Source organism: Carbonatibacter coralli (assembly GCF_039592655.1).
Lineage (GTDB): Bacteria > Pseudomonadota > Alphaproteobacteria > Kiloniellales > Kiloniellaceae > Carbonatibacter > Carbonatibacter coralli.
This window is the reverse complement of sequence record NZ_JBBUTJ010000001.1, coordinates 426,415-451,417: the sequence shown is the minus strand read 5'-3', so window position 1 is coordinate 451,417 and position 25,003 is coordinate 426,415. Positions and strand designations below refer to the sequence as shown.

Below are 25,003 nucleotides of genomic sequence, written 5' to 3'. Positions count from 1 at the left end.
ATATCCCCGGCTTTTTTGTCTGGTTTCACCCGGTTCAGTTGGCGTGATCGTGGTGGTGCTGATGTGTGTTTTCCAGCGCAGTGCCGCTTTGAACCCTGACTTCAACTGTTGTGGAGCCGTTTTTCTCGAACATCAGTTTCAGGGGGAAGCTTTCGCCTTCCTTGAGCGGTTCCTTCAGGCCGAGGAACATGATGTGATAGCCTCCGGGCTTCAGTTCGACTGTCTCGCCTGCATTGACTGGAATGCCGCCTTCAACCTGGCGCATCTGCATGACGCCGTCCGCCATCAGGTGCGTGTGCAGTTCGACACGATCAGCCTTGTCTGATTCCACGGCGACAAGACGATCGGCGTCGCCGCCTTTGTTTTCAATCCGGAGAAAGGCCGCGCCGTTTTTGACCAGACCGATTGTTGCACGTGCCCAGGGCTGTTTGATGCTCAGGTCACCGGCAGAGAAATCATGGGCAAAGGCCGGAAGTGATGCAGAGGCGACAAGCAGGCCCAGAGCTGCTGTCACAGCTTTCAGATTTAAAAAGCGAGTCATGTTTTTCGTGATCCCTGTAAATGAGTAAAGATTATTATGTTCAAAGCCTTGCCGGAGGGGGAGAGGATAAACTGTCGCAGCCTTGTGACAAGGAAAAGGCTTCGAACCGGGAGGAACGAAGCCTTTTTTGTTTTCTGGTGCGGGGATGAAATCAGCGTTCGCGCAGAGCGCCATCCCGGGCCTTGAGGATCGGTTTGAGGAGATAATCAAGAACAGATTTCTTGCCGGTCAGGATCTCGACATTGGCTGTCATGCCCGGAATGATGTCGAGTTCCTTGCCGCGATTGATGATCTTGTTGTCTTCGGACCGCAGGTAGACACGGTAGAAGCTTTCTTCCTGTCCGCCTTTCTGTTCCTTGATGGTACTGGCCGAAATCCGTTCCAGTTCGGCTTCAAGGCCGCCGTAGATCGAGAAGTCATAGGCTGTCACCTTGACAATCGCCTTTTGTCCGGAGCGAAGGAAGGCGCGATCGGCGGGACGGATTTTGGCTTCAATCAGCAGTGTGTCATCCAGGGGGACAATCTCGACAATGTCCTCGCCGGGACGGATAACACCGCCGACAGTGTTGTGTTTCAGTTCCTTGATGGTGCCGTGAACCGGTGAGCGAACGTCTGTCCGTTTGACGGTGTCCTCCCCTGCAGCGATGCTTTCGATGACAGACTTGAGCTCGGCACGTGTCCTGTTGAGCTCGTCGCTGACTTCAGCCTGTGAGGTCAGTCTGACTTCGTCAATGCGTTGCTGGGCTTCCCGTACGGCTGATTCCAGTCGCGGAATGGAGGTGCGCAGTGTGGAAATCTCGCCTTCCAGATCAGCAACCTGACGCTGGACGCGGATCAGATCGACGCGTGGGGAAATTCCCTTCTTGACGAGAGGCTCCGTGATGGCCATCTCGTCGCGTGCAAGCTGAAGGCTGCGGCGAAGCTGGGAAATGCGGCTGCGAGCCTCGGCAACTTCCTGTGTGCGCTGTTGCTCCTGGTTGCGGAGAACGCGAATCTGGGCATCCAGCTGCTGTTTTCTGGCATTGAAGAGCGACAGCTGATCCGAGACTTCCTGCGGGGCCTGCTCAATAAAGGCTTCGTCAAAGACAAGCTCGTCAAGGCCAGAAAACTCTGCCATCAGCCGGGCAACGGTTGCTTCCAGAACGTTTCTCTGGGACTTGGCATCGCGGAAGCTGGCGCGCGCCTGGGTGTTGTCGATGCGGATCACAATATCCCCTTCTTCGACAATGTCCCCTTCGCGGACGAGAATTTCCGAAACGATACCGCCTTCGAGGTTCTGGATAACCTGGGTTTTTCTGGATGGAACAATTGTTCCTTCGCCCCGAGTGACTTCATCAACAATGGCATAGTGTGCCCAAACGCCAAAGGTCACAAAGAAGCAGAAGGAGGTAAACGTCAGGATGTAGGCCATTCTGCGTCCCTTGCGGAAGGTTGCAGCATGGACATCCGGCATGAAGAAGATATCTTCGTCTTTCTTCGCTCTATTGGACATTCTATCCTCAATCTTGCTTTGCAGCAGGTCTTTGCCCAGTTTTGGGAACTGGTTGAAAAGGTTCTTGAGCATTCTTTTTATCGTAGTCTTTTTATTGTGTTTATTCTGTGGAGACGCGGTGTTTCTAGCGGCCGGCCCGGATCTGACCCTGTTTCAGGGCTTCCAGAACCTCGGCTTTCGGACCATCGGCAACAATGCGCCCGCCATCCATAATGACCAGTCGGTCCACGAGGGACAGAAGCGAGCTTCTGTGTGTCACCAGAAGCATCGTTTTCCCGACAGAAGCCTTTGCAAGGCGTGCCTTGAAGGCGGCCTCTGTCGAGTTGTCCATACCGCTTGTCGGCTCATCCATCAGCAGGATCGGCGGGTCCAGCAGCAGTGAACGGGCAATCACAATGGACTGACGCTGTCCGCCGGAGAGGGCCATGCCGCGCTCACCAACCTGCAGATCAAAGCCGTGAGGATGACCTTTCAGGAAGTCGGTGACACCGGCGATGGAAGCCGCACGCAGGACGGTTTTGTCATCAACATGTGGCGCACCAAAGGAAATGTTCTCGCGCACGGACCCGAAGAAGAGATAGTTGTCCTGGGAAACATAGCCGACATTGCGGCGCAGATCGGCAGGATCGATTTGCCGGATGTCTGTTCCGTCTGCCAGAACAGAACCCTCTGCAGGTTCATAAAGTCCCAGCAGCAGGCGGGCAATCGTTGACTTGCCGGAACCGATACGGCCAAGAACGCCGACCTTTTCCCCCGGGCGAATGCGCAGGGAGACCGTGTCAATGGCCTTGGTGTCCTGTCCCGGATAGTTGAAGCTGACTTTTTTCAGTTCCAGTTCGCCGGAAAGATGGGGGCGGTGAAGGAAGGACTTTTCAGCAGAACGCTCGGTTTCTGCAGACATGATGTTGTCCAGGGACTTCAGGGCAACTCGCGACTGCTGCAGCCTTGTGAGCATGCCGGCAACTGTTCCGAGCGGAGCCAGGGCGCGACCTGTCAGAAGTGTGGAGGCAACCAGTGCACCCATGGTCATCTCCTTGTCCTGGATCAGGCTGACCCCGACGATGACGACAACGACGGTCGTCAGCTGGATGCAAACCTGGGCAAAGGTCGTGGAGATACCGGAGATCAGTTTCGACTTGCCTGCTGAGTCAGCCGTCAGGCCGACGAAACGTTCCCATGAACGCTGGACGCGCCCTTCGGCAGCCGTGGCCTTGATTGTTTCAAGGCCATCAATGGTTTCGACAAGCAGGGCGTGTTTCTGGCTGGACTCCTTGAGGGTCTTTTCCACGATCTTGCGCAGAGGCAGTTGCAAAAGCATGCCAACGATGATCACGATCGGAACAACAGCCAGTGGAATGATGGCAATGGAGGGACCGGCAACGAAGAAGATCACAGCGATGAAAAGGAAAATGAACGGCAGGTCAATTAGCGCCACCAGAGTGCCTGATGTAAAGAAGTCCCGGAGGGATTCAAATTCGCGCAGGTTGTTGGCCATGGCACCGGTCGATGGTGGTTTGTTGGCCAGCTTCATGGACATCATCTGTTCCAGCAGGCGACTGGCAATAATCACATCCGCGTTCTTTCCGGCAACGTCAACCAGATAGGTCCGCATGTTCTTCATGATGAATTCAAACAGGAAGACGGTGCTGACTCCGATCGCCAGAACAGACAGCGTTTCCGTGGCATTGTTCGGAACAACCCGGTCATAGACGTTCATGACAAAGAGCGGGCTGGCAATGGCAAAGGCATTGATCAGGATCGAGGCCAGCGCAACGTGGCTGTAGATTGGCCAGAATTTGAGCAGCGTGCCCCAGAACCAGGATTTGGCATTGGAAAGACGGATGTCGATGGCACGACTGTCAAACTTGTATTCGGCGCGGGCAAAGATCGCGTAGCCGGTGAACTGCTCTTCCAGCTCGTCTGTCGGAATCTGTTTGCGACCGTGACCTTCCGGAACGGCAATGGTTGCGACATTGTCTGTATATTCCAGCAGGACACAGGCCCCTGCGTTTTTGAGCAGCAAAATACAGGGGAGGGTCACGGGCTGGATCTGGCGGACTGTTTTCCGGCTGACAACCTTTGCCGTCATGCCTGCTCGTTCCGCCGCGCGAACAGCAAGATCCGGGGTGAAGTGTTCCGAGGCATGGGGCAGTCCTGCCTTCAGGGCTTCCACAGAGATGGGGCGCTGAAGCATGGCTGCGAGCATGTAGACACATTCAAGCAGGGGGTCTTCAAAATCGACAGAGTGCGGATTGACGTCCCACTCCTTGACCTCGTTCTGGCTGTTGTAGCCTTCCAGCAACTGGTCAACAGAGATGTTGCTGTTCTCCTGGGTCTCCGGCGACGGATTTTGTGCTGCAGCGCCCTCTGCTTGAGATGCTGCGGTATTGTCTGCTTTTTTTGCGGTCATAAAATCCGTTACCCCAATTCCCAGGTTTGCTACTTGCTGCCTGAATCCAGCTTATGGTTAAGAGCACTCAAGGAGTTTTCCGTCCCAAAAGCCCGAACACTGCTTTCAACTAAGCGTATTTTCCGGTTTCCAGCCTTTAAAAACCGTTAAAATGGCTTGCTATTGTACCGAATGAACACACTCAAGTATGTTTTTATTCGATTTTATGGTTAAGGCCTTACCAAACATAGTAATAGCCATAGGTTGTATTTTACCTGTGTATTTGAATTAAATAAATGGAAAATTTGACTTTTTATGGTTAAGTTTTATAGCCGGAAAGCTATCTGGCAATGCGTGTCAAAGCTGAAGCAAAATTGGCATATGTGGAAAACTGGTGGTCAGGATTCTCTGCCCTTGCCTTTGGAGCACCGACACTCTGTGTGTAGAGCAGGGAGGTGACGCCGGCTCCCTGTGCGGACAGGACGTCGTTTTTGTTGTCCCCCAGCATGAAGACGTGACAATCTTCTCCGGAGCTGTCAGAAATCCACTGTCCCTGCTCGTTTTTCCTAATACCCATGTCCTTCAGGAGAAGCGTAATGTGATCTCCGTGAGGCTTTTTGACGGGATAGCTGTCGCCGCCGGCAATTCCGCTGAAAATATCCCGGATGCCGAACTTGCGCAGAATGAAATCCGCAGGCTTTGAGGGCTTGTTGGTGCAAAGTCCGATTTGCCATCCATCGCTGTGAAGCTTTCGGAGTTCGGGAAAGACATGCGCGATAACTTCGGTATCTTTCATTTCCGTTGCGTCATAGCGTTCCAGAAAAAGGGCCAGCTTCCCGGGCATTTCTTCCGGATCAAGTTCTGCGCCGGTTGCGGCAAAGCCGCGCTCAATCAGCTTGATGGCGCCATCCCCGATCATCCTGCGCACCTCGTCCAGTGACGGACGTCTGCGCCCGCTGGCTTCCAGAACGTCACCCAGTGCAGTCTGGAGGTCCTTGTCTCCGTCAATCAGAGTGCCGTCGAGATCGCAAAGGAGAACATGATGTGTCATTGGGGAAACAGTGCCTGTACCTGAAAGGAAGAGAGGGTTCTCTTAGCACAGGATTGAAGAACTGCACAGGGGATGGGGGGACGCTGTAATAAATTGAAATCTCTTGAAATGTTTGCAAATAATTCTTGAATTGCCCTTTAACCCTGTTCCTGACACCTTTATGAAGCTTTCCTGAGGCGCGTCGGGGTGTTATTGGGTGTTCTTGCTTTGGTAAGCATCCGAACTCTGTTCCAGGCAATTAATGGTAGGACAATGTCAGCGCGAAAACTAGCTGTGGTCATTCTGGCTGCGGGTCATGGCACCCGAATGAAATCTTCCCGACCAAAGGTCATGCACGAAGTTGCAGGGCAGGCCATGTTGCAACACGTGATCAACGGTGTGAAGTCCCTTGATCCGGTTCGTGTGGTTGTGCTCGTGGGACCCGGTTACGATGATGTCAGAGCGCTAGCAGAAAGGAATGGCTGTGATGTTGTGGTGCAGGAAGAACGCCTCGGGACCGGACATGCCGCAAAAATAGGTCTGTCCGTTCTGGGAGATCTGACTGTTGAAAGCGCCGATGCCGATATCATGGTTGCGATTGGCGACACGCCGCTCATTCGCCCTGAAACCTATGCTGAACTTTACAGGATCCGGAGCGAGGCTGCGTCCCCGGCTCTCGGTTTCCTTTGTTTCCGCCCGCAGGACCCGGCCAAATACGGACGTGTGAAGCTTGACGAGGCCGGGCAGGCTGTCGGGATTGTTGAGTTCGCCGATGCCTCTGAAGAGGAACGCAGAATTGATCTATGCAATGGCGGGATTGTTCTTTGTGATGCCCCGAAACTGCGTGTGCTTCTGGACAATCTGAGCAATGACAATGCGCAGGGCGAATACTATCTGACAGATATCATGGCTGATGCCTATCAGCGCGGATGGGGTACGGCTGTTGCAGTAACAACGGAAGAGCAGGTCATGGGGGTGAACTCCCGGCTGGAGCTTTCGCGGGCCGAGGCCATCATGCAGGATCGCCTGCGTGAAGAGGCAATGCTGTCCGGTGTGACCCTGATTGATCCGTCCTCGACCTGGCTGTCTGCCGATACGGAATGGGGGCAGGATATTGTTGTTGAACCGGGAGTCTGGATTGGCTCCGGTGTGAGCATCGCAGACGGTGCCCGTATCCGGACACATTCCCATCTTGAAGGTGCTTCTGTCGGGCCGGATGCTGTTGTCGGCCCCTATGCGCGATTGCGCCCCGGAGCGGAACTGGGATCGGGTGTGAAAGTCGGAAACTTTGTTGAAGTCAAGAACGCGCAGCTGGATGAAGGGGCAAAGGTTAATCATCTCAGCTATGTCGGCGATGCTTCCGTGGGAGCAAAGGCGAATATCGGAGCAGGGACCATTACCTGCAACTACGATGGCTTCTTCAAATACCGAACAGAAATCGGTGCCGGTGCCTTTATTGGCAGTAACTCCGCACTTGTTGCCCCTGTTTCCATCGGTGAGGGAGCCATTGTCGGAGCAGGGTCGACTGTGACCAAGTCTGTTGCGGACAATGATCTGGCTGTTGTGCGCGGAAAGCTGATCAACAGTGCAGATGGTGCCAGCCGTTTTCGTGCGATCCGCGAAGACAGAAAAAACGCTGAAAAGAAGTAAGAGAATTTGTCCCGGGGCTGCCCCGGAGCACTCGTGTTGAAGAAAGAAAGTTGAGAAAATGTGTGGCATTATCGGGATTGTCGGAAATGAAGCCGTCGCACCACTTCTGCTGGATGGTTTGAAGCGTCTGGAATATCGCGGTTATGACTCTGCCGGTATTGCTACCGTTTTTGACGGGCAGCTGGAACGCCGCCGCGCTGAAGGCAAGCTCAGGAATCTTGAGGCTGTCGTTGCCGATCAGCCTCTTTCCGGCACGATTGGCATTGGACATACACGCTGGGCCACACACGGACGTCCGACCGTCAACAATGCACACCCGCATGCAACGGCGAAGGTTTCGCTGGTCCACAACGGCATTGTTGAAAATTACAAGGAACTCAAGGCGGAACTGGCCGGGAAGGGCGTGGTCTTTGAAACCGAGACCGATACCGAAGTCGTTGTCCAGATGATTTCCGCCTATCTTGACGAGGGACTGGCGCCAAAGGAGGCCGCCTTTGAAACCCTGCAGCGTCTGGAAGGGGCCTTTGCCCTCGCAATTGTTTTTGCGGGTCACGGAAATCTGATGATTGGCGCACGCAAGGGAAGTCCCCTGGCTGTCGGATATGGCGAGGAGGGGATGTACCTGGGATCGGATGCCCTCGCTCTGGCTCCCTTGACCAACCGCCTGTCCTATCTGGAAGAGGGGGACTGGGTTGTCCTGAGCAGGGACAGTGTCGAAATCTATGAGGAAAACGGGGAAGCGGTCGAACGCGCTGTTGTGCAGTCCGCTGTTTCCGGTGCGATGATTGGCAAGGGACAGTATCGCCACTTCATGCAGAAGGAGATCTTCGAGCAGCCGGCTGTTATCGGTGATACCCTGCACACCTTTTACAATCCTGAAACAGGCCGGATTACCCTGCCGGAGTTTCCCTTTGACCTCACTTCCATTCCGCGGATCACGGTTATTGGCTGTGGTTCAGCCTCCCTGGCTGGCTGGACAGCAAAATACTGGCTGGAGCAGGAGGCTGCCCAACTGGTGGAAATCGATATTGCGTCCGAATTCCGCTATCGCGAAGCCCCGATGCCTGAAGGCGGGGTGAGCCTCTTTATCTCCCAGTCCGGTGAAACATCGGACACCCTGGCTGCGCTGCATTATGCGAAGTCCAGAGGACAAAAAATTGTTTCTGTGGTCAATGTACCGGAATCTGCGATTGCCCGCGAAAGTGACATGGTGCTGCCGACACTGGCCGGTCCTGAAATCGGAGTGGCTTCCACGAAGGCCTTTATCACGCAATTGACTGTTCTGGCCTGCCTGAGCCTTGCCATTGGCCGTGCAAAGGGTGTTCTCACAGAGGAACGCGAAGCAGAGCTTTCCAGGGCCTTGAGCGAGGTTCCTGCCCGGGTCAGCGAAATTCTCAACCATGATCAGGCCATTCGTTCCATTGCTGTTGATGTTGCCGAGGCCCGCGACGTGCTCTATCTGGCGCGTGGCAATATGTATCCCATTGCTCTTGAGGGCGCGTTGAAGCTCAAGGAGATCAGCTATATTCACGCCGAGGGCTATGCCGCGGGTGAAATGAAGCACGGTCCGATTGCACTGATTGACGAAAATGTGCCGATCATTGCCTGTGCGCCCAGTGGTCCCTTGCTTGAAAAGACAATTTCAAACCTGCAGGAAGCACATGCACGTGGCGGTCAGGTGATTCTGATCTCCGACGCTGAAGGCCTTGCAAAAGCAGGTGATATCGCCAGACATGCCATCGAGATTCCGGCCATTGATCCCTTTGTGGCTCCGATCCTCTACACCATTCCGATTCAGTTGCTGGCCTATCATACAGCCGTTCTTAAGGGGACGGATGTTGATCAGCCCCGCAATCTGGCGAAATCTGTCACGGTTGAATAGGAACGGGATCTAGAACTTCAGCTTGGCTTCATCAAGGGTGAAGTTTTCGGTGAAGTTTCTGGACAGGAACTCGAAGAAGCGGTCCCGGAACTGGCGGGTGTGAAGATGTGCAAGCTCTTCTGCCCGTTCGGTGTCCTGCGCAACAATGGCTTCCAGCATCATGCGGTGGTCGTCCGTCAGCAGTTCGTCGCCTGAAATCTTCTGGTTGAAGTTGAATTGAAGATGCAGCAGGCGGCGACCGGCATTGAGCGTGGAGCGATAGTGCTCTGTCAGGAACGGGTTCTTGCCTGCCTCTGCTATGGCAACATGGAAATCCCGGTTTGCGGCTGACATGTCCATGTAGTTGTTGATTCTTGCGCTTTCCTCGAACTTCAGAAGCTTTTCCTCGATGTTGGCGATATCTGCCTCTGTTCTGAGCCGGGCTGCAAGCCGTGTGTTGATACGCTGGAGCAGATCCAGAGCCTCGACATATTTCGGAAAGCTTTCCATGTCGATCTGGGCCACATAGGTGCCCCGGTTTGCGGTTGTCACAACCAGACCTTCCGAACCCAGACGGATGAGAGCCTCGCGGATGGGGGAACGCGATGTGCCAAAGCGCTCTGACAGCTGGCTTTCATGGAGGGGTTCGCCGGGTGCAAGTGTCAGGGAGAGAATGTCATCCTGGAGGCTTTCGTAGACGTGGTTTGCCCCCGTGCCCCTGGCGCGTTTGGTCTTTCCCTGAGTGTCTTTCCGAACCGTGCTTCCCATCTTCCGGAGATCTCCGCAATAAACTGTCTGACGTTTGTGAGCCGGAGTTCCTTCTGGGTCCTGCATGGAAACTCACTGCGCAGACACTGCTTATTCTATCTGGCCCGATGAGGCAACATTCATGACCTTTTTGCAGGCCTTTGTGTCGCATTAACCGCTTTGAAAGCTGGTTTTGTGAAGAGCCCGAGGATTTTTTTTCGAGGGCATTGACTCCATTTTTCTTCACAGATAGAGTTTACATAGTCGACGTCTTGTCGACAAGCCTTTACTCACGAAAATCAGGACTGCCATTTACACAACAAGGCAGGAAGTACTGGCGCAGGAACAAATCGAAAATCCGGGAAATTCCGGGATTTTAGGGAGGATTCACATGTTATCCAAAAATGCAGTGAAAACTGTACTGGCGGCGCTTGCGCTGTCTTCAGCTGCCTTGTCAGCATCCACAGCCTCTGCCGGTCACGGCGATACGCTCAAGGCTGTCAAGGAGCGTGGTCACCTGCTTTGTACAAGCGGTAATTCCAATTTCCTCGGCTTTTTTGAAGTCGGTGACAATGGCGAATGGAAAGGGCTGGACATTGACTATTGCCGCGCTCTGGCAACAGCAATCTTTGGTTCCGAAGACAACCTGAAACTGGTTCCGATCAGCTGGGCACAGCGTTTCCCCGCGCTTCAGTCCGGCGAGATTGACGTTGTAATCAAGGCGACAGGCTGGACCATGTCCCGTGACACCGAGCTGGCCATCCAGTTCTCCCGCCCCTATTTCCTGGGGGTGACAGGTTTTGCTGTGAACAAGGATCTGGGTGTTGAAACAGCTGCTGAGCTGGAAGGCGGGTCCATCTGTGTGGCATCGGGAACCAGCACAGAGCGCTTGACTGCGAACTATCTGGAATCAAACAACATTGATGCAGAGCTTATCACTTACGAGAAAATTGACGAGACCTACGCAGCCTATTATGCGGGGCGCTGCGATGCTGTTTCCGAGTGGGGCCCAAGCCTTGCTGCAACGCTTTCACAAAGCGAAAACCCGGATGCCCATGTGATCCTGCCGGATGCAATTGCCGTTGAGCCAGAAGCTGCTGCAATGCGTCAGGGTGACGATCAGTGGGTTGATGTCGTGAACTGGCTCTATTCCGTGACGCTGGTGGCTGAAGAGTACGGCATCACAAGCGCCAATGTCGATGAATTCAAGGCCAATCCTCCTGACACAACAGTGTCCACTCTGCTGGGTGTTACTCCGGGGATCGGTGATCGCCTGGGCCTGAGCAACGACTGGGCCTACAACGTGATCAAGGCCTATGGCAATGCTGCGGAAATCTATCACCGCAACATTGGCGAGAACTCTCCCTACAAGCTTCCACGTGGCAAGAACGCCCTGTGGAAAGACGGAGGTGTTCTCTATCCAATGGTTCTGGATTGATACCTTCTCCACGGGAACTGGTCGGGCGGCATTGCGCCGCCCGGCATTCTTTCTGTTCATAAAAGATAATGTCCTGAAGAATAATCTCTCCGGTTCTGGAACCGGGGGAAGGAAGAAGACATTATGGCGTTTTTGCGTAATCGGAAGTTTCTCGATTTCCTTCTTCAATTTGCCTTTCTGGGAACTGTGATCGGCCTGATTGTCTCGGCTGTTGTCATCGGGCGGGAGAACATGGCTGCCCAGGGACTGACAGGCGGGTTTGCCTTTCTGGAACAGGCGACAGGTTGGGGGATCAGTTTCTCCCTGGTCGACTACAGCATTCAGGATACCTACAGCCATGCACTCAAGGTGGGTATTCTCAACACGCTCTTTCTGGGTGTCATCACGCTGACCCTGGCAACCATCATTGGCCTGACTGCAGCATCGGCGCGTCTTTCAAGCAACAAGCTTCTGGCAAAAATGGGGGTCAGTTTTGTTGAAATCTTCCGGAACATTCCCCTCGTCTTGCAGGCTCTGTTCTGGTACGCGATCATGTCCAACCTGCCCAAGGCAAAACAGGCTATCAGCCCCTTTGAAGGTGTATTCCTGTCCAATCGCGGAGCCTACTTCCCCGGCTTGAACGTCACAGGTGGCTCGGCAGCGATTGCCATTGCCCTGTTCATTCTTGCAGTATCTCTTGCAATCTGGATTGCTGTTGCACGCAGAACATCCCGTATGCAGCCGTCAAGGCGTCGCATGATGTGGGTCGGTACAGTGGTGGCCGGAGCGCTGGTTTCGATTGCTGTGCTGGCAGCAGGGCGTATCCCCGGGACAGAGTTGCTGAGCATTCCCTATCTCAAGGGGTTGAACTTTCGTGAAGGCATTCGCCTGACGCCGGAGTTGATGGCGGCAATTGTTGCGATTTCTCTTTATGGTGCTGCCTTTATTGCAGAGATTTTCCGCGCCGGTTTGCTGTCCATTCGAAAGGGAATGGGAGAGGCCGGGGCTGCGCTGGGGCTGCGACCCTATCAGGTCTTCTTCCGCATTCGCTTGCCGCTGGCGATCCGTGCTGTCCTGCCGACGCTGACCAACCAGTACGTCTGGCTGATGAAGGCAACCACAATCGGTATTGCAATCGGCTTCAACGACTTCTTCATGGTGGTGGCTGTTTCCATCAACCAGTCCGGGCAAACCCTGAGCCTGATCCTTATTCTGATCCTCGGTTTCTGGGCCCTGAATCTCAGTCTGTCTGCAGTCTTCAACTGGATCAACAGGCGCATTGCGCTGAAGGGGACGCAGAACAGATGAGCAGCTTGACGCAAAAAATGGAAACCATTCGAAACGATTATTTCTCAACGCGAGGAAATGCTGTCATTTCCTCTGTCTGCATTGCATTGCTTCTGTGGATTGGCTGGACCCTGGTTGACTGGGGTCTCTTGAACGCAAAATTCTCGGCAGATGAAGGCATTGACGGATGTCGTGCTGTCTCGGGAGCCTGCTGGGCTGTGATTGATGCCCGGGCACGACTGATTTTCTTTGGCCTTTACCCTTACGAGGAGCACTGGCGTTCCGCGCTGGCCTGCCTTGCGATCATCCTTGTGACTGTCCTTTCCTGCATCCCCTGTTTCTGGACGACCAGGCGTCTGGCGTTTCTCTGGCTGGCAGGTTTTGCAACCTTCTATGTTCTGATGCGCGGTGGCGTTCTGGGAATGACCGAGGTGCTGGAAACAGAGTGGGGTGGTCTTGCCCTGACGCTCTTTATCTTCAGTGCTGTCTGTATTGTCGGCATGCCAATGGCGATTGTCTTTGCGTTGCTGAGGCGCTCCCAGTACACCGTCATTGCGACGACCATGGCGCTGGTGATTGACGGCATCCGTTCCCTGCCGCTGCTCTCCATCATGTTTACGGCAGCGCTGGTGCTGACCTTCGTGCTTCCGGACTGGCTGCAGGGGGACAAGCTCTATCGGGTGATCTTTGGCTATTCGCTGTTCTTTGCCTGCTATCAGGCCGAGATCATTCGCGGAGGCATGCAGTCCCTGCCAGCCGGGCAGGAGGAGGCGGCCAAGGCTCTGGGGTTGAATTACTTCCAGCGAATCAGCCGCATTGTTTTGCCCCAGGCTTTTCGCAATGCCCTGCCACCGACCATCAACCAGTTCGTCGTGACCTTCAAGGAAACCTCACTTGTGACGATCGTCGGCTTTTTTGATGTGCTGGCTTCCGGCAATGCCGCCTTTTCCTCGGGTGAATGGCTGACGACCTATGTCGAGGTCTATTTCTTTGTCGCCCTGATCTATTTCTCTTTCGTGTTCAGCTTGTCCCGCTATGGCGCCTATCTGGAAACACGCCTGCGCGTTGGACAGCACTAGAAAGGTTGAACCATGACTCAAAATGAAACCCTTGCCGTCAGGATTACCGATCTGAACAAGTACTACGGTACCTTTCACGCTCTGCATGATGTGAACCTGTCTGTTAAAAAAGGCGAGAAAATCGTGATCTGTGGCCCGTCAGGTTCGGGAAAGTCCACGCTGATCCGCTGTATCAACCGTCTGGAAGAACATCAGCAAGGTTCGATCAATGTGCTGGGAACCGAGCTGAATGATGATCTCGGCAATGTGGATGAAATTCGCCGTGAGGTCGGGATGGTTTTCCAGCACTTCAATCTCTTCCCGCATCTCACTGTTCTGGAAAACTGCGTTCTTGCTCCGATGCTGGTGCGCAAGATCGGGCGCGATGAGGCAGAGACGATTGCACTGGAGTATCTGACCAAGGTGAAAATTCCCGATCAGGCCCAGAAGTTTCCGGGCGAATTGTCCGGTGGTCAGCAGCAGCGGGTGGCCATTGCCCGTGCCCTTTGCATGAAGCCGGAGGTCATGCTTTTTGACGAGCCGACTTCGGCCCTTGATCCGGAGATGATATCGGAAGTTCTGGATGTCATGACCACTCTTGCCCGGGAAGGCATGACAATGATCTGCGTGACGCACGAGATGGGCTTTGCCCGTCAGGTTGCAGATCGTGTGATCTTCATGGCCGAGGGACAGGTGATCGAGGAAGCTGACCCGGAGACCTTCTTTAACAACCCGCAGAATGAGCGAACCAGAGGCTTCCTGAGCCAGATCCTGAATCACTGATCCTTTCAGGAGAACCCTATGAGATGGAAACGGACACTCCAGACTGTTGATGTCCATTGTGCAGGTGAAATCGGACGTGTTGTGACCGGAGGTGTTCTGAATATTCCCGGCCGGACAATGGCTGACAAGCTGCGCTATCTGAATGAAACAGATGACAGTCTTCGCCGCTTTCTCTGTTCGGAGCCCCGCTCCGCGCCGGCAGGATCCTTCGTTCTGCTGGTCCCTGCCACCAGAGCCGGGGCCGATGTGGGTTTTATTGTGCTCCAGCCGGATCAGGCACACGCCATGTCCGGATCCAATGCCATGTGTGCTGTAACGGCTCTTCTGGAAACGGGTATGAAGCCGATGCAGGAGCCCGAAACAGAGGTGGTGCTGGATACTGCCGCCGGTCTGGTCAGGGCCCTGGCGAACTGCAGGGACGGGAAGGTTATCCGGGTGACGCTTGATATGCCCGTGGCCTTTGTTGTCGAGCAGGATGCTGTTCTTGAAACAGTGCAGTGGGGGGCGGTGCGTTACGATCTCTGTTTTGGCGGAGTGTTCTATGCGCTGGTTGATGTGGCTCAGCTGGGGCTTGCGATTGAGCCAGATCAGGCCAGAGCCCTTGCCGAACAGGGCGTTGCCCTGCGCGATCTGATTGCGGAATCACGCGATGTGGTTCACCCGGAAAACTCTGCCCTGAACGGTCTGGCCTATGTGATGTTCAGAAGCCCGGATGGGGATGGTGCTGTTCGAACCTGCACAACACTGCGCCCCGGTCGGGCTGATCGTTCTCCCTGTGGAACCGGATCAAACGCCAATATGGCCGCCTGCTTTGCCAGAGGCCTCAAAAAACCGGGAGACAAACTGGTTTCCCGCTCGATTATCGGGGGGGAGTTTGTTACCGAACTGCTCGCTGGAGAGCAGGTCGGGTCCTTCCCGGCAACGCGCAACAGGGTGTCGGGGCAATGCTGGATTTACAGCATGACCCAGATCGGTCTGGACCCGACAGATCCCTTTCCGTCGGGCTTTATCCTCTCTGATACCTGGGGTGGTTGACACAAAATCTGTCTGAAGGATTGAAACGGGGAGCCTGTGCGTTAAGCTGCTCCCCTTCTTTGTGTCGTTCCGGTCGGGGGGAGAAAAGATGTCTCAAATGGAAATTCGTTCCTTTCGGGAGAGTGACAGGGCGTCGCTGATCAGCTTGTGGCAGCGCTGTGATTTGACGCGACCCTGGAATGATCCGGACAGGGATGTTGATCGCAGAGTGTTGCACGGTGAAAGTGGGAACGAAGGAATCCTGCTTGCCTTCGGGGAGGGCAGTCTCATCGGAGCGGTTATGTTCGGCTATGACGGGCACAGGGGAAGTGTGAACTATCTTTGCGTTGATCCTGAGCACAGACGCTCCGGTCTTGCCGGGGTTCTCATGCAGGCGGTGGAGGAGAAACTCAGGGCGCAGGGCTGCCCGAAAATCAATCTGATGGTGCGCACAGGCAATCTGTCCGTGCGGGATTTCTATCATGCCATCGGATACGAGGACCAGGAGGTTGTCGTTCTGGGCAAGCGCTTGATTGAGGATTAGGTTTCATAAAAATCAATCAAAGAGAGTATAGTGCTTTCAGGTTGTTTGAATATCCGAGACGGAGTTAATCCATGCAGTGGATAAAAAGAAGTGTGATTGTGGTTGGGGTGGTTCTTCTGTGTGCTGTGAACCCGGCTGTTTCTGGTGAATTTTCCTTCAACAATAAGGATTATTACTTTGAGCAGGCGGAGGGTTTTTGCGACGGTACAAATGATCCGCAAGGCCTTGTTAAAAAACTGATTCTGGAGCAAGTCGGATTGCCGATTGAAATTGCCTCGATCAGTTTCCCCTGTGAAGGAGCGGCCGGATATGGAGATCCGCTTGTCTGGGGTATGACAGGCTTCGAAAAAATCGAACCTCTGTATGGTCATAGCCAGAACAAATACAATGATATCGTCAGGGCATTGATTGGTGAGACTGAACTGGTCAGGGAGCTCAACAATGCGTCCATAAAGTATGCTCAGGAGAAAAGCGAACTTTACAGGGAACTGACAGAAGGTCTGGATGTTGGTGCAACGCAAATCCTGTGGGCCGGAGAAACAGGTGTTATTCACAGAACACTTGCTCAAAACAAGGTTGAGGATGAGGTTCTTCTGCTGGAGGTTTACACGCTGTCAACTGTTGCGGTGAATGCGGTCATTCATTCCTATGTCTATCTGCCCTACGAAGCAGAAAATACGGATCAGCTTCAGGAAACCCTGAACAAGCTGATCGAGCTTTCAAAGGCCAACTACAGTCTGAACAGAAACGACAGTTTGTAAGTTGAATGCGCACTGCAATGATGCAGTGCGCATTCCAATTTGTCTGGCACCGGGCTTTAGCCTGCCTGGGGAACTTCGATATCCTCGTCTTTGGGATTGGGACCAAAGCGATTGTCTCCCGGCTCTGAATTCTGACTGGCGAAGATAGAGACAATAATAAATCCCACCAAGGGGACCAAATAAAGAAAACACCACCATCCGGATCTGTTGGTATCGTGCAGACGCCTGACTGTGACAGCCAGTTGCGGGAGCAGAACAACAATAGAAAAGACCAGGGTGACCATCCCGTTTGCCTGCGTCACAGCATCAATGCTCTGTACGAGAAGGGATGCGATAATGATAAAAAGCATGAAAGGCCAAAATTCCGAACGTCGCGCACGTCCGTTAAAGTCAGCATACTTTTTAAAAGGCTGGAAAATCAAATTCATCAATACCTCCACAAATGTAAAAGTACTGTACCCCGAAGAGCACGCTAGGGGAGCGCTCCATACAAATCAATATTCTTTTTTATTTTGTTTTTTCCCAGTCAGCTGTTTGTCAGGAAATGAATTTCTGTAGCTCTTTATCCGGCGGGCAGGAAGACTCTCTTGTCACAAGATGGCATGCCGTGCTCCATCAGGTTGTCTGGAAGGTGATCCCTGATGGATTGAGACAAAAGTGGACTCTCTTGAATTTTAAAATCTGGATCTTTTAAGGGGCCACTTTTGTATTATGTAAAGAGACAGTCACAAATTTCTGAAAGTTGAAGTACCCCCATGACTTTGGCTGTCGTACACACTCTGGACAACAAGACACCTGAAACAGATCAGGATCAACTGGAAGCCATCGCGCAGAGCGATGCATGGTTTGCTGGCTGGTTAAAGCGTGCTGTCCCGGAACAGGGCAGGCCTGTTCTTGATCCGTCAACACAAAGGCTGCTGGCCTGTGTGCCCGAGCAATCTGTGGAGGATCTGGCAGAAATTGTCAAAAGGGCCGAGGCCGCCCAGAAGGAATGGCGCAGAATGACCGCGCCGGATCGTTCTGAAATTCTGCGCACCTGGCAAAATCTGGTTGTTGAGCATTCCGAAGCCCTGGCGCGACTGGTGACCCTGGAGCAGGGCAAGGTTCTGTCTGAAGCCCAGTCCGAAGTTCGTTCTGCCATGCGTTACATCGAATGGTTCTGTGAAGAGGCGCGCCGGGCTTACGGGCGGACAATTCCTGCGCCGCGTGGTCATCAGCAAATGATGACCATCCAGCAGCCGATCGGGGTTGTTGCTGCAATTACACCCTGGAACTTTCCGGCTCAGTTGATTGCCCGCAAGTGTGCGCCGGCGCTGGCTGCCGGCTGTGCTGTTGTTGCAAAGCCGGCTCCGGAAACGCCGTTGTCGGCCATGGCTCTGGCTGATCTGGCCCATCGCGCTGGTGTGCCGGAGGATGTCTTTGCTGTTGTTACAGGGGATCCTGTGACCCTTGGCGCAGCCCTTTGTGAGCATGAAACCATCCGCATGGTGTCCTTTACGGGGTCAACGGCGGTTGGAAAATCCCTGATGGAGCGTTGTGCGCGGACGGCCAAGAAAACGACAATGGAACTGGGGGGCAATGCACCTTTCATTGTGTTTGCCGATGCTGATCTGGACAAGGCTGTTGAGCACCTGATGGCCAGCAAGTTCCGGAATTCCGGGCAGACCTGTGTGTGTGCCAATCGCATTCTGGTTCAGAAATCCGTTGTTCCCGAGCTGGAGCAGCGATTGCTGCAGGCCATGGAGAAACTCCGTATCGGACCGGGATTGCACGACGGCGTTGAAATCGGACCCCTGATCCATCAGGCTGCCTTTGACAAGGTCTCGGGACTGGTCGAACGTGCGCTTGAACAGGGAGCACGACTTTTGCTCGGCGGGCAGGGCGATCAGGAGCTGTCGCTGTGTTACCAGCCAACCCTGTTGAGTGATGTGCGCCCGGATATGGAGATTTTTGAAACGGAAATCTTCGGACCGGTGGTGGCGCTGACAGCCTTTGAAACTGAAGACGAAGCCCTGGCGCTTGCCAATGACACGCCTTACGGTCTGGCCTCTTATGTCTTCACGCAGGATATGGGCTGTGCCTTCCGGATGATGGAAGATCTGGAATATGGTCTGGTGGGGATCAACAATGGTGTTCTGTCCTCGGCTGCGGCACCCTTTGGCGGCGTCAAGGAGTCCGGTCTGGGGCGTGAAGGCGGATCAGAGGGTCTGTCCGCCTTCATGGAAACCAAGTACGTGAATTTCGATTACTGAGCTTCAGGTCTTCGCCGGTCGCGGGAGCTTGTCGCGAAAGGCGACGACCATGGCAGCGGTCAGGATAAAGAGGCTGGACAGATAGAAGTTCGCTTCCGGGACAATGTGGAAGAAAACGAAATCCGACAGGACTGCGAAAGCCAGTGAAAGATACTCGAAAGTCGCCAGTTTGGAGGCTTCGCTGTACTGATAGCTCAGTGTCATCATGATATGGGCGACGCCTCCTGCAAAACCTGATCCGATCAGGAACAGAAGCTGTTCGCCTGATGGTGTGACCCACTCGAAGGGCAGTGTCACCAGCCCTGCAACGGAACAGGTGAGGGCAAAGTAGAAGGCAATTGCACCTGCATTCTCGGTTTGGGCCAGACTGCGGATCTGAATCTTGGCACCTGCTGTGAAAATGGCCATGGTAAAGCTGAGGGCCACCCCGATCAGATAGGCCTGATCAGGCTCGACACCGATCAGATCAGGCAGGATCAGAGCCAGCATTCCCATAAATCCCAGAAGAATACCGATCCATCTGGCTTGCGTGACCTGTTCCTTTAGTATGAGGCGCGCGAGAATGACAGTCAGGATCGGGGCGATATAGCCGATGATTGTCGCATGGGCCAGTGGCAGGTATTTGAGGGAGGCAAAGGAGGCAAAGAGGGCTGTGCATCCCAGCAGACAGCGGGCCACGTGTCCCAGTGGCCTTTTGGTGTGAAGTCCCCCGGGAAATTCCCGGGTGATCCAGAGAAAGAGAACAAGGGGCACGAGCGCCAGGGCGCTTCTGAAAAACACGGTTTGCCCAACTGGAATGGTGTCTGAAACAAGTTTGACGAAAAGCACCATGATCGTGAAGAAAATGGTGGCGCCAATGCGCAGTGAAATGCCTTTGAAATCCGAGCTCATTTTGTGCCTGTATGTTTTTCGTCTGTATGAAATGGAATTTAGTGTTGTTTGTTCAGTCGATCACGCAGATGGTCGCCGATCAGATTGAGGGCGAGTACGGTGATCAGGATTGCCACCCCCGGGAAAATCATCACATGAGGGGCTGATTGCATGTAGGGTTTTCCGTCCAGCAGCATGGCTCCCCATTCCGCTTTGGGAGGCTGGACACCAAAGCCCAGAAAACTCAATCCGGAAATGGCGAGTATGGTCCGTGACCAGAGACTGGTCCAGAGGACAAGCAGGCTCATCCGGATATTCGGCAGATAGTGACACCAGAAAACAAGCCATTGAGGAAGGCGGTTCAGGCGTGCCTGCAGGATGAAGTCCCTGTGACTGATCTCCCGTGTCAGGGTTCGCACCAGACGGGCATAGCGCATCCAGCTGACCAGTGTGAGGGCCAGGATCATGTTGTTTGTGCTGGGACCAAGAATGCCTGCGATGGCAATGGCCGCCACCAGTTCCGGAAAGGCAAAGAAGCTGTCGGTTACCCGCATGAGAACACTGTCCAGCCATGACTGACCTGCTCCGGCAAGCAAGCCGACTGCTGTTCCGATAATGGCGCCCAGCGAGGACACCAGAAAGGCCAGCCCGACAGACCAGCCTGCGCCATAAAGCAGGCGGGTCGCAATGTCCCGCCCAAGATGATCCGTTCCAAACCAGTGGCTTGCAGAGGGTGACGTGAGACGGTGCAGGAAATCAGCCTGGACCGGATCATAGGGAGTCAGGATCAACCCTGCTCCGAAGAGACACAGCAACAGGGTAAAGAGGAGCAGGGCTTTCAGAGCGCTGTTGTTTCTGTCGGTCTTTGTGAGGAGCTTTTCTGTTGTTGTGCTCATGATTTTTTGACGCCTCCTGTCAGGGAGGGACGATTTCCTTGAAGAGAGTGTGGAGAAAGCCAGTCCTGCAGCAGTTCGATCAGGCTGTTGAGGATGACATAGCTGCAGGCTGCAAAGAGGACGAGGAAGAGCAGCAGCGGATAGTCCCTGCTGAGAATGGATCCGACAAAGAGGGAGCCAACCCCGCCTCTCGAGAAGATGACCTCCACGATGATGGAGCCTTCCAGCAAGGCGGCGAAGTCAAGACCGATCATGGCGATGGCCGGAATCATGGCGTGTCTCAGAATATGCCTCCGGAAGATTTCGCCTTCAGGGACACCCCGCAGTCTCAGGGCTTCGATGAAGGGAGCTTCGCTGGCTTCCAGAAGAAAGGTTCTCAAAAGGCGTGTCTGGGATGTGGTGATCCAGAACCCGAGTGTCACAGCAGGCAGGACAAGCTGTTCAAGGGAGCCGGAACCGAAGGAGGGAAGCCATTGCAGCTTTGCGGCAAAGACCAGGATCAGGATGAGGCCCAGCCAGTAGGATGGTACCGCCGCACCGATGGAAGAAAAGGCGACAGCCAGACGGTCCCAGATGCTGCCGGGTTTCCAGACGCTGACAAGGCTCAGCAGGAAGGCGAGGGACAAACCAAGCGCAAGTGCAGTTGCTGCCAGTTCGAGTGTTTCGGCCAGATTGGGCAGGAAAATCAGAAGAACATCTTCCTGGGACACAAGAGACTTGCCGAAATCGCCCTGAAGAAATCCGGAAATCCAGTGCCAGAACTGAACAGGGAACGGTTCATCCAGTGCGAATTCCTCCCGGATGGCTTCGACAACTTCCGGAGGAACATCGCCTTCGCCCATGTAGCGGGCATTACTGATTGTCAGCGCCTTGTCGCCGGGGGAAATGTAATAGAGGGTGAAGGTCAGCAGGCTCACGCCAAGGAGAATTGTTACCAGTCCGGCAAGCCTTTTGCCCAACAGGGTTGCGAGGTGTTTCAGAAGGGGAAAGGGGTGATTCATCAGCTTGCGATCTGCTTCTCTGGTAAGCGGGACGTTCCGCTGTCGAGTGATCCCAAAATCTCTGCAGCTTCAATCAGTTCTGCAGCATAGGACGAGGAAGGCCGATTGAAGAAGTCGTGAACGGGCTGGCAGGAAACAGCCCGGCCGCTGTTCATCAGCAGGATAGTGTCGGCATAGGCCCGGGCGTATCCCAGATCGTGTGTCACAACCACATAGCCAAGCCCGTGCTGTTCCCTGATGTTCTGCATGGTCCGGGCCACCTGTTTCTGGACAAAGGCATCCAGTGCGCTGAGAGGCTCGTCAAAGAGGATGACTTTGGGCTTGGAAACAAGGGCGCGGGCCAGACAGACGCGCTGTGCCTGCCCCAAAGAGATCTGTTCGGGAAAACGACGGGCCATTTCAGGTTCCAGCTCAACAGCTCTCAGGGCTTCAAGAACCAGTTCCTCCCGCCTCGCCCGGGGCAGTTTCAGGTGATAGAGGCTTTCCGCAATTGATGGCCCCACCCGTTGTCTCGGGTTCAGTGCAGCTTGCGGGTTTTGCATGACCCAGCTCACACCGGGCAGGCCGAGAAAGCTATCTCCGGGTTCGAGGCAAAGGGTTTGGCCGCCATCTGCCAGACTGTGCCGGATGTTTCCCCCGTCAAAACGAAGCAGTCCCTGAAGGGTTTTGAGGAGTGTGGTTTTTCCCGAACCGCTTTCGCCGACGACACAGAGGCACCCACCTTCTTCCAGCCGGAAGGAGATGTCTTTAATCAGGGGAACCCCGTCAAGTGATACAGAGAGATGATTCGCTTCAAGCATGCTGTTTGTCTTCCTGACAAGAGGTCGGCCAGCAGCGGTTTGCACTCAGCAGCTTGCCATAGTCCGACTGCGGGTCCTGCAACAGCCTGCCGGTTGGACCAAATTCCTCGATCCGTCCCCTGTTCATGATGGCGGTTCTGTCGGCAAAGCGTGCTGCGAGAGCCAGATCGTGGGTCACAATCAGGATGGCTGTATTGTTGCGGGCTGCGAGTTCCGTAATCCTGAGCATGCAGCGCGAAGCAATGAGAGGATCAAGGGCGGAGGTTGGCTCGTCCAGAATCAGAATGTCGGGTGAGGAGACAAGTGCAAAGGCAAGCAGCAGTCTTTGTTGCATGCCCTGGCTCCACTGGTGCGGGTAACTTGATTTCAGGTCCTTGAGTTTCAGGGCTGAAAAGAGCTCGGAGATGTCCCGGGACGAAACAGACTCTGCTGCCGAACAGCGCAGGGTTTGTTCCCACTGGCTTTTCAGACGCTTGAGGGGATCAAGACCGGCCTGGGGATTCTGGGGGACAAAGGAGATTGCAGCGCGGTCCACAAGGGCAGGCTTTCGGGATGACCAGTTGTGCTTTTTCCCCTTGAATGTCAGGACACCTTCAAAGGGAGTCGCAGGCTTTGCAAGCCCCATCAGGCATTTCAGCAGACAGGATTTGCCTGCTCCCGAGCCGCCCACAATGGCGAGACACTCTCCCCGGCCAATGTCCAGGGAGATGTCATGCAGAATGGTCTGCCTGCCAATTCTGGCAGACAGACCCTCAATGGAAAGAAGGCTCGAATCAGTCTTCTGCAAGATCAAGCTCCGGCGAAGCGAGATAGGTTTCCGCAGGGTGGATGCGATAGCCGTTGACCTTGCCGTTTCCGACAGAAACCTGGGTCTTGTGGAAAACGGGGATGAGTGGCAGGTCATCGTTGATGATGGCCTGGATCTCGTCATAGAACGGCTTGCGCTTGCTGTTGTCGAACTCTGCACGCCCTTTTTCCAGAAGCTTGTCCAGCTTCGGGTTGGAATAGCCGGAGAAGTTGTAGCTGGCGGAAGAGCGGACCAGTGTGCTCGGGAAGTAATCCGGATCGCCCTGGGGAGCGGTTCCCCATGCCTGAAGATGCATCTGGATTTCACCGGCTTTGAGAGCGTCATTGTTCGCACCGAATTCACCCATGGCGATTTCGACCTGCAATCCCAGCTGCTGAAGCATCTGCTGGCTGATTTCCAGTGTCGGGCGCAGGGCGGCACGGCCTTCGTAGGAGCGGATCTTGATGACAATATCCTTGCCATCCAGTTCGCGAATTCCGTTTCCGTCGCTGTCAACAATACCTGCTTCATCAAGGAGCTGGATTGCAGCATCCTGATCATAGGGCAGGGCAAGACTGTTGTTTGACCAGGCGGCCATGGATGCCGGGAAAAGGGCCTTCGATGCAGCACCGCCAACACCGGACAGTGCGGCCCTGACAATCAGATCCCGGTCCAGCCCGAGGGACACGGCCTGGCGCAGTGTCTTGTTTGCCAGCGGACCGTCTTCGGTTCTGACCTGATAGAAGAACAGCCGGGTTGTTTCGTTGGAAAAGAGTTGCCCACTGTTTTGCTCCTTGAGAGCAGCAAAGTCAGGTTCCGCGTAGTTCGTAACCAGATCAACATCGCGGGCCTGAAGCGCCAGTGCAGCGACCGAAGGATCGCTGATGGTGTCGAACACAAGACCGTCAAGCTTTGGCTTGCCACCCCAGTAATCCCCGAAGGCGCGGGTGACATACTGTTTGTCCGGATCAGCAGAGACAAAGACGAAAGGCCCGGTTCCGATGATAGGCAGTGTTTCGTTGCCGTCTTTCAGAACGGCCGCAGAAGGTTCTGTCAAAGCCCAGAGAAAGGCCGAATTGGGGTTTGCTGTTCTGAAAACAAGCGTCTTGCTGTCCAGCACTTCAATTTCGGACAGATCCAGCAGTTTCAGCAGGCGCGGGTTGTGCGCAGGATGACCTTCCTCGGAGAGTTTTTCAAAGGAAGTCCTGACGTCTTCTGCTGTCATCGGACTGCCGTCGTGGAACTTTACATCGTCGCGGATGACGATTTTCCACTCTGTCGGTGACAGGTTTTCAAAACGGGAAGCCAGACGGGGAACCTGCTGCATGTCATAGGACAGTCCGATGAGCGTTTCCGAGACTCCGGCCCGGTTGCTCATCCAGCCATTCTGGCGGGCGCGGGGGTCAGGAACGGTGCTCTTCGGGCCAAAAGGCACGGCAACGTTCATGATCTTTTCAGCGGCAAGAACAGGGGATGTGCCCAGCCCCTCAGCAGGGGCGGCAACAGACAGGCCAAAGCCTGCTGCAGAGAGCAGAACGAATTTGAGTGCGGATTTGATCATCCATATTCTCCATGAATTTTTCGGTAAGCAGCGAGAAAATTTGTTATGTTATAACATTTCTTTTTTCAAGCGCTATTGCAGAATTTTTTCTCCTGATGAAAGAACTCTGGTTCAGGATTCGGGCATGAGGCCTGTGGTTTGGCCGCAAGGAGAGTTCGCTCACCGGCAGGGAAAGGGATTCCGAAAAACAGAGGAGACTGTTGCTGTCCTGAAAAGGACGGCAGAAAACGGGCGTTGAACGCTACAGCGCAGGGGATTCCTG

The 25,003-nt window shown here is 54.3% G+C and carries 22 protein-coding genes; 10 read left to right on the top strand and 12 right to left on the bottom strand.

Annotated elements, in window-relative coordinates; genetic code table 11:
• Positions 1–34 precede the first annotated feature (34 nt).
• The 4 genes from AAAH10_RS01950 to AAAH10_RS01935 all read right to left on the bottom strand — a co-directional run bounded on the left by AAAH10_RS01950 (position 35) and on the right by AAAH10_RS01935 (position 5,473).
• Complete coding sequence (locus AAAH10_RS01950) at positions 35–541, bottom strand: copper chaperone PCu(A)C (protein ID WP_343560018.1); 507 nt, start codon at positions 539–541, stop codon at positions 35–37.
• 151 nt (positions 542–692) lie between these two features.
• A complete protein-coding gene (locus AAAH10_RS01945; protein WP_343560016.1) occupies positions 693–2,033 on the bottom strand; it encodes an HlyD family type I secretion periplasmic adaptor subunit in 1,341 nt (446 codons plus the stop codon).
• Positions 2,034–2,157: 124 nt separating this feature from the next.
• Entirely contained in the window at positions 2,158–4,443 is a 2,286-nt protein-coding gene (locus AAAH10_RS01940; RefSeq protein WP_343560014.1) for a type I secretion system permease/ATPase, read from the bottom strand.
• A 319-nt stretch (positions 4,444–4,762) separates the two neighbouring features.
• The gene (locus AAAH10_RS01935; RefSeq protein WP_343560013.1) at positions 4,763–5,473 is read right to left on the bottom strand and encodes an HAD hydrolase-like protein; all 711 of its coding nucleotides are present in this window, start codon (positions 5,471–5,473) and stop codon (positions 4,763–4,765) included.
• A 252-nt stretch (positions 5,474–5,725) separates the two neighbouring features.
• Between AAAH10_RS01935 and glmU the strand changes: the two genes are divergently transcribed.
• Positions 5,726–7,102 (top strand): bifunctional UDP-N-acetylglucosamine diphosphorylase/glucosamine-1-phosphate N-acetyltransferase GlmU, encoded by a 1,377-nt coding sequence (gene glmU, locus AAAH10_RS01930; protein WP_343560012.1) that lies wholly within the window; start codon positions 5,726–5,728, stop codon positions 7,100–7,102.
• Positions 7,103–7,160: 58 nt separating this feature from the next.
• Positions 7,161–8,984, top strand: coding sequence for a glutamine--fructose-6-phosphate transaminase (isomerizing) (gene glmS, locus AAAH10_RS01925; protein WP_343560011.1), 1,824 nt, complete (start codon positions 7,161–7,163; stop codon positions 8,982–8,984).
• Positions 8,985–8,993: 9 nt separating this feature from the next.
• On the opposite strand, the gene AAAH10_RS01920 is transcribed toward glmS, so the two are convergent.
• Entirely contained in the window at positions 8,994–9,731 is a 738-nt protein-coding gene (locus AAAH10_RS01920) for a GntR family transcriptional regulator (protein WP_343560009.1), read from the bottom strand.
• Positions 9,732–10,101: 370 nt separating this feature from the next.
• Here AAAH10_RS01920 and AAAH10_RS01915 point away from each other — a divergent pair, with 370 nt between their 5' ends.
• From AAAH10_RS01915 to AAAH10_RS01885, 7 genes are all read left to right on the top strand, one after another.
• A complete protein-coding gene (locus AAAH10_RS01915; RefSeq protein WP_343560007.1) occupies positions 10,102–11,148 on the top strand; it encodes an amino acid ABC transporter substrate-binding protein in 1,047 nt (348 codons plus the stop codon).
• Positions 11,149–11,271: 123 nt separating this feature from the next.
• Positions 11,272–12,435, top strand: a complete 1,164-nt coding sequence (locus AAAH10_RS01910; protein ID WP_343560005.1) for an ABC transporter permease subunit — start codon at positions 11,272–11,274, stop codon at positions 12,433–12,435.
• Positions 12,432–13,493: an amino acid ABC transporter permease gene (locus AAAH10_RS01905; protein ID WP_343560003.1), complete on the top strand. Its 1,062-nt coding sequence runs from the start codon at positions 12,432–12,434 to the stop codon at positions 13,491–13,493. Before AAAH10_RS01910 ends, AAAH10_RS01905 begins: the two co-directional genes overlap by 4 nt.
• A 12-nt stretch (positions 13,494–13,505) precedes the next feature.
• Positions 13,506–14,255: an amino acid ABC transporter ATP-binding protein gene (locus AAAH10_RS01900; protein WP_343560001.1), complete on the top strand. Its 750-nt coding sequence runs from the start codon at positions 13,506–13,508 to the stop codon at positions 14,253–14,255.
• An 18-nt stretch (positions 14,256–14,273) separates the two neighbouring features.
• Positions 14,274–15,290 (top strand): proline racemase family protein, encoded by a 1,017-nt coding sequence (locus AAAH10_RS01895; RefSeq protein ID WP_343559999.1) that lies wholly within the window; start codon positions 14,274–14,276, stop codon positions 15,288–15,290.
• Positions 15,291–15,378: 88 nt separating this feature from the next.
• Entirely contained in the window at positions 15,379–15,813 is a 435-nt protein-coding gene (locus tag AAAH10_RS01890; protein ID WP_343559997.1) for a GNAT family acetyltransferase, read from the top strand.
• A gap of 71 nt (positions 15,814–15,884) precedes the next feature.
• Complete coding sequence (locus tag AAAH10_RS01885) at positions 15,885–16,574, top strand: hypothetical protein (protein WP_343559995.1); 690 nt, start codon at positions 15,885–15,887, stop codon at positions 16,572–16,574.
• A gap of 56 nt (positions 16,575–16,630) precedes the next feature.
• On the opposite strand, the gene AAAH10_RS01880 is transcribed toward AAAH10_RS01885, so the two are convergent.
• Positions 16,631–17,002, bottom strand: coding sequence for a DUF805 domain-containing protein (locus AAAH10_RS01880; protein ID WP_343559993.1), 372 nt, complete (start codon positions 17,000–17,002; stop codon positions 16,631–16,633).
• Positions 17,003–17,329: 327 nt separating this feature from the next.
• Here AAAH10_RS01880 and AAAH10_RS01875 point away from each other — a divergent pair, with 327 nt between their 5' ends.
• Positions 17,330–18,826 carry an NAD-dependent succinate-semialdehyde dehydrogenase gene (locus tag AAAH10_RS01875; protein WP_343559991.1) on the top strand — a complete coding sequence of 499 codons (1,497 nt, stop codon included), beginning with the start codon at positions 17,330–17,332 and terminating at the stop codon, positions 18,824–18,826.
• 3 nt (positions 18,827–18,829) lie between these two features.
• Here AAAH10_RS01875 and AAAH10_RS01870 read toward each other — a convergent pair whose 3' ends face one another.
• The 6 genes from AAAH10_RS01870 to AAAH10_RS01845 are packed head-to-tail and all read right to left on the bottom strand — an operon-like array spanning position 18,830 to position 24,741.
• Complete coding sequence (locus AAAH10_RS01870; RefSeq protein ID WP_343559989.1) at positions 18,830–19,717, bottom strand: DMT family transporter; 888 nt, start codon at positions 19,715–19,717, stop codon at positions 18,830–18,832.
• A 38-nt stretch (positions 19,718–19,755) separates the two neighbouring features.
• Positions 19,756–20,592 carry an ABC transporter permease gene (locus AAAH10_RS01865; RefSeq protein WP_343559987.1) on the bottom strand — a complete coding sequence of 279 codons (837 nt, stop codon included), beginning with the start codon at positions 20,590–20,592 and terminating at the stop codon, positions 19,756–19,758.
• Positions 20,589–21,593 (bottom strand): ABC transporter permease, encoded by a 1,005-nt coding sequence (locus tag AAAH10_RS01860; RefSeq protein WP_343559985.1) that lies wholly within the window; start codon positions 21,591–21,593, stop codon positions 20,589–20,591. The genes AAAH10_RS01865 and AAAH10_RS01860 overlap by 4 nt, the downstream gene beginning before the upstream one ends.
• Complete coding sequence (locus AAAH10_RS01855) at positions 21,593–22,393, bottom strand: ABC transporter ATP-binding protein (protein ID WP_343559983.1); 801 nt, start codon at positions 22,391–22,393, stop codon at positions 21,593–21,595. Before AAAH10_RS01855 ends, AAAH10_RS01860 begins: the two co-directional genes overlap by 1 nt.
• On the bottom strand, positions 22,386–23,180 hold the full coding sequence (locus tag AAAH10_RS01850; RefSeq protein ID WP_343559981.1) for an ABC transporter ATP-binding protein: 795 nt from the start codon (positions 23,178–23,180) through the stop codon (positions 22,386–22,388). Before AAAH10_RS01850 ends, AAAH10_RS01855 begins: the two co-directional genes overlap by 8 nt.
• Complete coding sequence (locus tag AAAH10_RS01845) at positions 23,167–24,741, bottom strand: ABC transporter substrate-binding protein (protein ID WP_343559980.1); 1,575 nt, start codon at positions 24,739–24,741, stop codon at positions 23,167–23,169. Before AAAH10_RS01845 ends, AAAH10_RS01850 begins: the two co-directional genes overlap by 14 nt.
• Between the last annotated feature and the right edge of the window lie 262 nt (positions 24,742–25,003).

Excerpts from the sequence above, each read along its gene's own strand:
- glmU (WP_343560012.1), top strand. The coding sequence starts at position 5,726 with ATGTCAGCGCGAAAACTAGCTGTGGTCATTCTGGCTGCGGGTCATGGC.
- AAAH10_RS01845 (WP_343559980.1), bottom strand. The coding sequence starts at position 24,741 with ATGATCAAATCCGCACTCAAATTCGTTCTGCTCTCTGCAGCAGGCTTT.
- AAAH10_RS01895 (WP_343559999.1), top strand. The coding sequence starts at position 14,274 with ATGAGATGGAAACGGACACTCCAGACTGTTGATGTCCATTGTGCAGGT.
- AAAH10_RS01875 (WP_343559991.1), top strand. The coding sequence starts at position 17,330 with ATGACTTTGGCTGTCGTACACACTCTGGACAACAAGACACCTGAAACA.
- glmS (WP_343560011.1), top strand. The coding sequence starts at position 7,161 with ATGTGTGGCATTATCGGGATTGTCGGAAATGAAGCCGTCGCACCACTT.
- AAAH10_RS01855 (WP_343559983.1), bottom strand. The coding sequence starts at position 22,393 with ATGCTTGAAGCGAATCATCTCTCTGTATCACTTGACGGGGTTCCCCTG.
- AAAH10_RS01940 (WP_343560014.1), bottom strand. The coding sequence starts at position 4,443 with ATGACCGCAAAAAAAGCAGACAATACCGCAGCATCTCAAGCAGAGGGC.
- AAAH10_RS01860 (WP_343559985.1), bottom strand. The coding sequence starts at position 21,593 with ATGAATCACCCCTTTCCCCTTCTGAAACACCTCGCAACCCTGTTGGGC.
- AAAH10_RS01870 (WP_343559989.1), bottom strand. The coding sequence starts at position 19,717 with ATGAGCTCGGATTTCAAAGGCATTTCACTGCGCATTGGCGCCACCATT.
- AAAH10_RS01905 (WP_343560003.1), top strand. The coding sequence starts at position 12,432 with ATGAGCAGCTTGACGCAAAAAATGGAAACCATTCGAAACGATTATTTC.
- AAAH10_RS01945 (WP_343560016.1), bottom strand. The coding sequence starts at position 2,033 with ATGTCCAATAGAGCGAAGAAAGACGAAGATATCTTCTTCATGCCGGAT.
- AAAH10_RS01935 (WP_343560013.1), bottom strand. The coding sequence starts at position 5,473 with ATGACACATCATGTTCTCCTTTGCGATCTCGACGGCACTCTGATTGAC.
- AAAH10_RS01865 (WP_343559987.1), bottom strand. The coding sequence starts at position 20,592 with ATGAGCACAACAACAGAAAAGCTCCTCACAAAGACCGACAGAAACAAC.
- AAAH10_RS01915 (WP_343560007.1), top strand. The coding sequence starts at position 10,102 with ATGTTATCCAAAAATGCAGTGAAAACTGTACTGGCGGCGCTTGCGCTG.
- AAAH10_RS01950 (WP_343560018.1), bottom strand. The coding sequence starts at position 541 with ATGACTCGCTTTTTAAATCTGAAAGCTGTGACAGCAGCTCTGGGCCTG.
- AAAH10_RS01880 (WP_343559993.1), bottom strand. The coding sequence starts at position 17,002 with ATGAATTTGATTTTCCAGCCTTTTAAAAAGTATGCTGACTTTAACGGA.
- AAAH10_RS01920 (WP_343560009.1), bottom strand. The coding sequence starts at position 9,731 with ATGGGAAGCACGGTTCGGAAAGACACTCAGGGAAAGACCAAACGCGCC.
- AAAH10_RS01890 (WP_343559997.1), top strand. The coding sequence starts at position 15,379 with ATGTCTCAAATGGAAATTCGTTCCTTTCGGGAGAGTGACAGGGCGTCG.
- AAAH10_RS01885 (WP_343559995.1), top strand. The coding sequence starts at position 15,885 with ATGCAGTGGATAAAAAGAAGTGTGATTGTGGTTGGGGTGGTTCTTCTG.
- AAAH10_RS01900 (WP_343560001.1), top strand. The coding sequence starts at position 13,506 with ATGACTCAAAATGAAACCCTTGCCGTCAGGATTACCGATCTGAACAAG.
- AAAH10_RS01910 (WP_343560005.1), top strand. The coding sequence starts at position 11,272 with ATGGCGTTTTTGCGTAATCGGAAGTTTCTCGATTTCCTTCTTCAATTT.